The following is a 5,943-nucleotide window of genomic DNA, read 5'->3' as shown; positions in this document are numbered from 1 at the left end:
GCTTCGGCAAAAACCAATCACTGGCTCGGGCTTTTTTCACGATATCGGCGTCATCTTGGTTGCTCCTACGCCGACTGCGCATCTTCGATACCAAAAATGAATCCCTTGCCGCGGACGGTATGAATCATAGGCGGCTCATATGGCCCATCGATCTTGCGCCGAAGCCGGCCCATATGCACGTCCACGAGGTTGGTCTTTGGATCGAACTTGTACTTCCACACCTCCCGGAACAGCATTTCACGCGTGAGTACCTGGCCCTTGCGGCGCATCATGAACTCAAGCAGACGGAACTCGCGCGGCAGCAGATCGATAGGGCGATCGCCCCGCCTGGCCGTGCGTTCGATCAGATCGAGTTCAAGCGGCCCTACCCACAGTTTGGTCTCGCGCGTGGCGGGTGGAACCCGCAAGGCTTCGATCATGGCGATCAACTTGACGAGATCCTGCTCGATGAGATGCGCGGCAGCGCTATGGCGCGTTGCGGGCTCGTTAGCGTGCAGTGCGAGTTTCATCCAGGACTCCTGTGGTTCGTGATTGCTTCTTCGCCGCATTGCCCCGCATTCGCGAGGCTTATGGTTCAGCGGTGATCGCGCCGAACCGTCCGCTCTGAAAATCGGCCATCGCCTGCCTGATCTCGTCGGCGGTGTTCATGACGAAGGGGCCATGCATGACGACCGGCTCGTCGATCGCCTCGCCGCTAAGGACCAGCACCGTGGCATCGTTGACAGCTTCCAGCGTCACCGCGCCGCCCGTTCGATCGAGCAGGACGAACTGCGCTTCTCGGGCGATGTCGTTGTCGTTGACAAGAACCGGGCCGCGCAGCACCACCGCGCCGACGGTGTGGCCCTCCGGCAGCGTGAGCGATGTTGCGCCGCCTTGACGCAGCCGCAAATCCCAGAGGTTGATCGGCGTGAAAGTCCGCGCAGGTCCGCGGCGACCTTGATACTCGCCGGCGATCACGCGCAGCGCGCCCGCTTGGTCCGGCAAAGTCACGGCCGGAATCCCTCGGTCGAGGAGCGTCTGGTAGTCCGGCGCGGCGTTCTTGTCCTTGGCGGGGAGGTTGACCCAGAGCTGGACCATCTCCAGCGTCCCACCCTTTCGCGTGAACGCCCGCGAATGGAACTCCTGGTGCAGGATGCCTGATGCCGCCGTCATCCATTGCACGTCCCCCGGCCCGATCACGCCGCCCTTGCCGGTCGAATCCCGGTGCTCGACCTCGCCCTGATAGACAATGGTAACGGTCTCGAACCCGCGATGCGGGTGTTCGCCCACGCCGCGCGGCCTCTCCGCAGGAGGAAACTCTGCCGGCCCGGCATAGTCCAGGAGAATGAAGGGGCTGACATGCTGGCCCTGGGTGCCGTACGAGAACATCGATCGCACCGGAAAGCCGTCGCCTACCCAATGCGGCCTGGGGCTACCGTAGATCCCGAGAACCTTTCGCATGGTGTTTCTCCATTGAGGGCCGCGATTGGCCCTTGTCGCTGGAGAGAAGAATTACGCCCGCGACAAAGACGGCAGAAGACGGCATGCTTGCGCCGCAGTGTCCTATCGGGAGGACAATCGGTGGCAATGCAGGACCTCAACGATCTCTATTTCTTCGCCCAAGTGGTCGATCACAACGGATTCGCGGCGGCGGCGCGGGCGCTCGGCATGCCGCGGTCACGGCTCAGCCGCCGCATGGGATTGCTTGAAGAGCGCCTCGGCGTCCGTCTGATCCAGCGTTCGACCCGCCGTTTCACGGTCACGGAGATCGGACGAGAGTTCCACCGCCATTGCACCGCCATGCTGGTCGAAGCCGACGCGGCGCAGGAAGCGATCGAGCGGGTGCGCGCCGAGCCGCAGGGCATCGTGCGGGTGAGTTGCCCGCCGCCGCTCTTGAATTTTCAGGTCGGCGAGATGGTCGTCCGCTTCATGGCCGAATGCCCGAAAGTGGAGGTGCATCTCGAAAGCACCAGCCGGCCCGTCGATGTGATCCGCGAAGGCTTCGATGTGGCTATCCGGGCACGCTTCCCGCCTCTGGAGGAAAGCGATCTCATCATGAAGGTGCTCGCGGAAAGTCCGCAGCGCCTGGTAGCCACGCCTGCCGTGCTGGAGGGACTGTCCCACCCGTTCGTCCCGGCCGACTTGAGTACCCTTCCCAGCCTCGCATGGAGTTCGCCCCAACAAGAACACGAGTGGCGCCTTGAAGGACCTGATGGCGCAACCGCCCGGATTCCCCACCGGCCTCGCTTCGTCACCGAGGACATGGCTACCTTGCGGCTGGCGGCGTTGCAGGGCGTAGGCGTCGTGCAGCTTCCGACCATCGTCGTGCAAAAGGACGTAGCGGAGGGAAAGCTCGTCGATGTCCTGCCCGAATGGGCTCCCCGGACAGCCATCATTCACGCCGTATTTCCATCGCGGCGGGGCCTGCTCCCTTCCGTGCGCGCTTTCCTTGATTTTTTAGCGCTCGAATACAGCGCCCTTAGTCGCGCAGAGAAGCAGGAGGGGCGCTGATCCCCGGGCGCTCTCGTTTCAAAGTCCGACGAAGGTGAACGTCCGTTTTGCGCCATCAGCGTCATTCGACGACTGATACCGGCTTAAACTTCTGCACCCTTCGGCCCCAGTCGGTTTCAGCGACGTAAACGTTGCCCTTGGAATCGACGGCCAGCGTGTGGACGTGGGTAAATTCGCCGAGCTGATGGCCAGCGCGACCGAAGCTGGAGAGGATTTCGCCGCTGGCCCGATCGAGAATATCTTCACCTGTTCGTCGCCGCCATCGGCCACGTACATGTACTTCTGTTCGCGGTCCGCAGAAAATCCGATCCACCAGGTGGTTCCCCCCAAAAGTTGGCATGCGCATGGTGCTGTCTCAAAAGGTCAACTTGCGGGGAGCCGCCGCCGTAGCACCGAAGAGCGGTTGTCCTATGGTCGTCGGGAAGATGTCGTCGAGATACAAATGTAACTGTCCGAGAACTCCTACACCGCTGCCGCTTTCGCGGTTGATGGGTATAACGGCCTCCAAGCCGACCTGGAAATATGACCCGACCCAAATCACGCCGGGGTTGAGAAATCCGGTCGTGGTGTAGGGATTGCCGAAATTGTTCGCGACCGGCGTCGTAAAATTCGCTTCAACGATTGGAATGAGATGATTGAAAAAATCCGGTAGCTGAAGATCGATGACTTCTGACTTCAGGTACGGCAGGCTGTACTGCAATGATGCTCCGTAGACCAGTTGTTGCGGAATGAAGACGCTCTGGGTGAAGTCAAAGTTGCTGGTAGGAATCTGATAGCCGACCTGTCCGGTCACCGCGAACGGCCGCACCCAAGACAACGTATCCGGCAGATCGCCCAGCCCTTTTCCGAAATAGAAGGTCGGCGTGACCAGGCTGTATGAAGTGCCCAATCCCGAATTCGTGGCTCCGGTGTTGCCCCAATCGACGATAACCCCCGCCAACAGGGCAAGCTCATGCGAAGGGTCCTTCAGCAGCTGGTACTGGAACGTCGTCTCAAGGTCCTGAAAGCCGGCGTTGACCGTGCCGTCCGGCTGGCGGATTTGCGTCCAGGTTTCGCCGATCGATAGGCCAAAATTTTCGGTGATCCGCTTCGAAATCTCGCCGGAAATATCCCATTCCGTTGCCGGTGGCATATCCGGGGTCTTGGACCACATCACGGTGGGCAGCGACATCTCATCGGCGACGCAAGGATCGTCGATCGCCAACGTTGCAGGAAGAAACCGAGCACCGACAAAACAGTGAGCGAATACATCGGTGGTGGACGCCAGCGCGATAAAACTCGCGAGCGCAAACGGAAGCACCATGGATCGTGACATCGGGATTGCTCCGGTCAGGGAACGTGAGAGCAGTGGTGAGCAGCTTGAGGCTGCGTTGCATCACGCAGTGGGCGGAGGACCTCTGGGACGGGCGACCGAGTATCGAGCGAATGAGGATAGGCGCAGAGGCTGCGCCGATTGCCGTTCCCTGCAGATTTCCGACCTGACGTGCTGGACCGTTATCGGTCGCGGGGGCCAGGATGATCGCGGTCCCAGGCTGGCGCGGTTCGGCCTCTTGCCCATGATGAGGCGAGCTTATACTGATCAGATCGTTACATTCAAGCCGTGAAGCCAGTGCTTACAAGATCGGGCCAGGCAGGCGGCCTTGCTTTTTTGCTGGCGCATCGGGAGGTGAACAATGCGAGCGCTGTCGACCCACCTGTCGGGGATCGGGCGCTGAAATCGATTGACAGAAAACCTTTGTCGTGGACGTGGAGGCGACATCTTCGGCGCTTGAACCGTGGCGGTCGGCGGGTTCCGCGTCGCGGTGACGGCCGATCGGTACGCGAGAAAGTGCGCCGCCATGAACGGGAAGATTCTCATCGCGCCGAAGCGATGTGCCACCGCACTGCTGAACGGTGACAGCTACGGTGGGGCTGCCCAGCCCGATGACGAAAATATTTCTGTTCACTTTATGTACGAATGGATCTATGCTCACCGCCGTCTCGTTCCAGATGAGAGGTATATCGCGGTCGTCTGCTTGCGGCCTTCGCTCGCGCCGAAGGGGCTTCGGCCCCCAGGCGGGACGTAGCCCGGCCATGACGAAAAACAAAATCACTGCCTTGGCTGTTTGAAAAGTGAATCGGGAAATTCATGCGGCGGCCCGAAGTCCGCCGCATGCTCTGCGGTCGGCTGGAAGGCCGTTGTCGCGGTGCGCGCCATGAGCTCTGCCCTGCTATCCACCTGTTATCGCCTGTTCTTGGCGCGAAACGCCTTTCGCAATTTCACGGAAAGACGCAATTTTACAAATAGTTACGGGGATTACCATACCTCTTGCTCCTGTAAAAAGCCTGTATTAACAGGAGCGGATAGTGACATGCAACTTGGGCGAGAATCGAGCCGGTCGACGGCGGTTGGACCGCGCCCTAAACGCAAGTTGCATGGCTTTTTGAGCCTAACCGGTTGATAATATGCCTCCTCGGAGGAATCTGTGGGCGCCTTTCTGACGATTCGGGGCCGCAGGCGGCCGAACTGCGGGATTGCTGCTTCCTTGCTTTGAAGATGCGGTAGCAATCTTCTGCGTCTGTGTTGAGGCTGTGGACCCTGTGGGCAACGCACTTGCGTTGTCCACAAGTCCACAGCCGCTGTCAGCCGCCGCCCCCATGGTCTTCAAGGAAACTATGGAACTTGCGGCAGGTCGAGTCGAAGGAACGTTGTTGCTCCTCGGAGGCGCGGTTGGAGATCAGCGGTCCACCCTCGTCATCCAGGGCGGCGAACACCACTTGCGCCATCGGCCGCTTCCGCAGCCGGGGGCTCTCGTGAAGGTCGGAGATGATCTCGCCGCCAAGCAGCCACATGTTGTCGCGATGCTTGCGCAGGGTCTTGGCCGACAGGTCCGAACCCAGCAGATGTCGCAGAAACGGCTTGAAGCATTCCACCAGCTGCTGGCCGGGCGAAAGATCACGCGCTTCGACCATCCAGCTTGCGGGCCACTGTTCCAAATCCGGGCAGTACGCCGCCAAGGCATCCCCAGACGCCTCTCGAACCGGTAAGGTCGACGCCGGCGTGGCGCTCGCTTTGGGGTTTTGTCGCATGCGGCTGATCTGCCTACTCAATCAATGTCAGCACTTTCCGGGCTTCGTCTACCAGAAGGCACGGCTTTGCCGACACAGCCTCAGCATCGAGATCGACGTACGGCCCCGGCGCGGCTCGAAGCCCGTGTGCTCGGGCTGTCATCAACGCGGCACGGCCTATGATCTGCTCAGCCTTCGCCGCTTCGAATTCATCCCGATCTGGGGCTTCGCGGTGCTGCTGCTCTACCACATGCGGCGGGTCGATTGCAGGACCTGTGGTGTTCGGGTCGAAGAACTGCCCTGGGCGATCGGCAAGCACCAGCTGACCAAGACCTACATGGTGTTTCTGGCGCACTGGGCCCGCAAGCTGTCCTGGACCGAAACCGCCTCGTCGTTCCGCACCAG

5 protein-coding genes and 2 pseudogenes are annotated in these 5,943 nt (G+C 60.7%); 2 read left to right on the top strand and 5 right to left on the bottom strand.

Annotation, left to right across the window (positions count from 1 at the left end; genetic code table 11):
- Positions 1–65: 65 nt before the first annotated feature.
- Together ABSG20_RS27530 and ABSG20_RS27525 are read right to left on the bottom strand one after the other, a co-directional pair.
- Positions 66–437 (bottom strand): annotated as a pseudogene (locus ABSG20_RS27530) (winged helix-turn-helix domain-containing protein); the annotation flags it as partial.
- Positions 438–567: 130 nt separating this feature from the next.
- Positions 568–1,440 carry a pirin family protein gene (locus ABSG20_RS27525; protein WP_423867633.1) on the bottom strand — a complete coding sequence of 291 codons (873 nt, stop codon included), beginning with the start codon at positions 1,438–1,440 and terminating at the stop codon, positions 568–570.
- A gap of 126 nt (positions 1,441–1,566) precedes the next feature.
- Between ABSG20_RS27525 and ABSG20_RS27520 the strand changes: the two genes are divergently transcribed.
- Positions 1,567–2,490 (top strand): LysR family transcriptional regulator, encoded by a 924-nt coding sequence (locus tag ABSG20_RS27520; protein WP_423867634.1) that lies wholly within the window; start codon positions 1,567–1,569, stop codon positions 2,488–2,490.
- A 61-nt stretch (positions 2,491–2,551) separates the two neighbouring features.
- On the opposite strand, the gene ABSG20_RS27515 is transcribed toward ABSG20_RS27520, so the two are convergent.
- The 3 genes from ABSG20_RS27515 to ABSG20_RS27505 all read right to left on the bottom strand — a co-directional run bounded on the left by ABSG20_RS27515 (position 2,552) and on the right by ABSG20_RS27505 (position 5,442).
- Positions 2,552–2,803 (bottom strand): NHL repeat-containing protein, encoded by a 252-nt coding sequence (locus tag ABSG20_RS27515; protein WP_423867632.1) that lies wholly within the window; start codon positions 2,801–2,803, stop codon positions 2,552–2,554.
- A gap of 42 nt (positions 2,804–2,845) precedes the next feature.
- Positions 2,846–3,805, bottom strand: a complete 960-nt coding sequence (locus ABSG20_RS27510) for a hypothetical protein (RefSeq protein ID WP_423867631.1) — start codon at positions 3,803–3,805, stop codon at positions 2,846–2,848.
- 1,307 nt (positions 3,806–5,112) lie between these two features.
- A complete protein-coding gene (locus tag ABSG20_RS27505; RefSeq protein ID WP_423867630.1) occupies positions 5,113–5,442 on the bottom strand; it encodes a hypothetical protein in 330 nt (109 codons plus the stop codon).
- Positions 5,443–5,557: 115 nt separating this feature from the next.
- Between ABSG20_RS27505 and ABSG20_RS27500 the strand changes: the two are divergent.
- Positions 5,558–5,943, top strand: a pseudogene (locus ABSG20_RS27500) (ISL3 family transposase); the annotation flags it as partial.

It is taken from the genome of Bradyrhizobium sp., from assembly GCF_049512235.1.
Taxonomy (GTDB): domain Bacteria; phylum Pseudomonadota; class Alphaproteobacteria; order Rhizobiales; family Xanthobacteraceae; genus Bradyrhizobium.
Note: the sequence above shows the minus strand (reverse complement) of the source record. Positions and strands in the feature narration are given on the sequence as shown.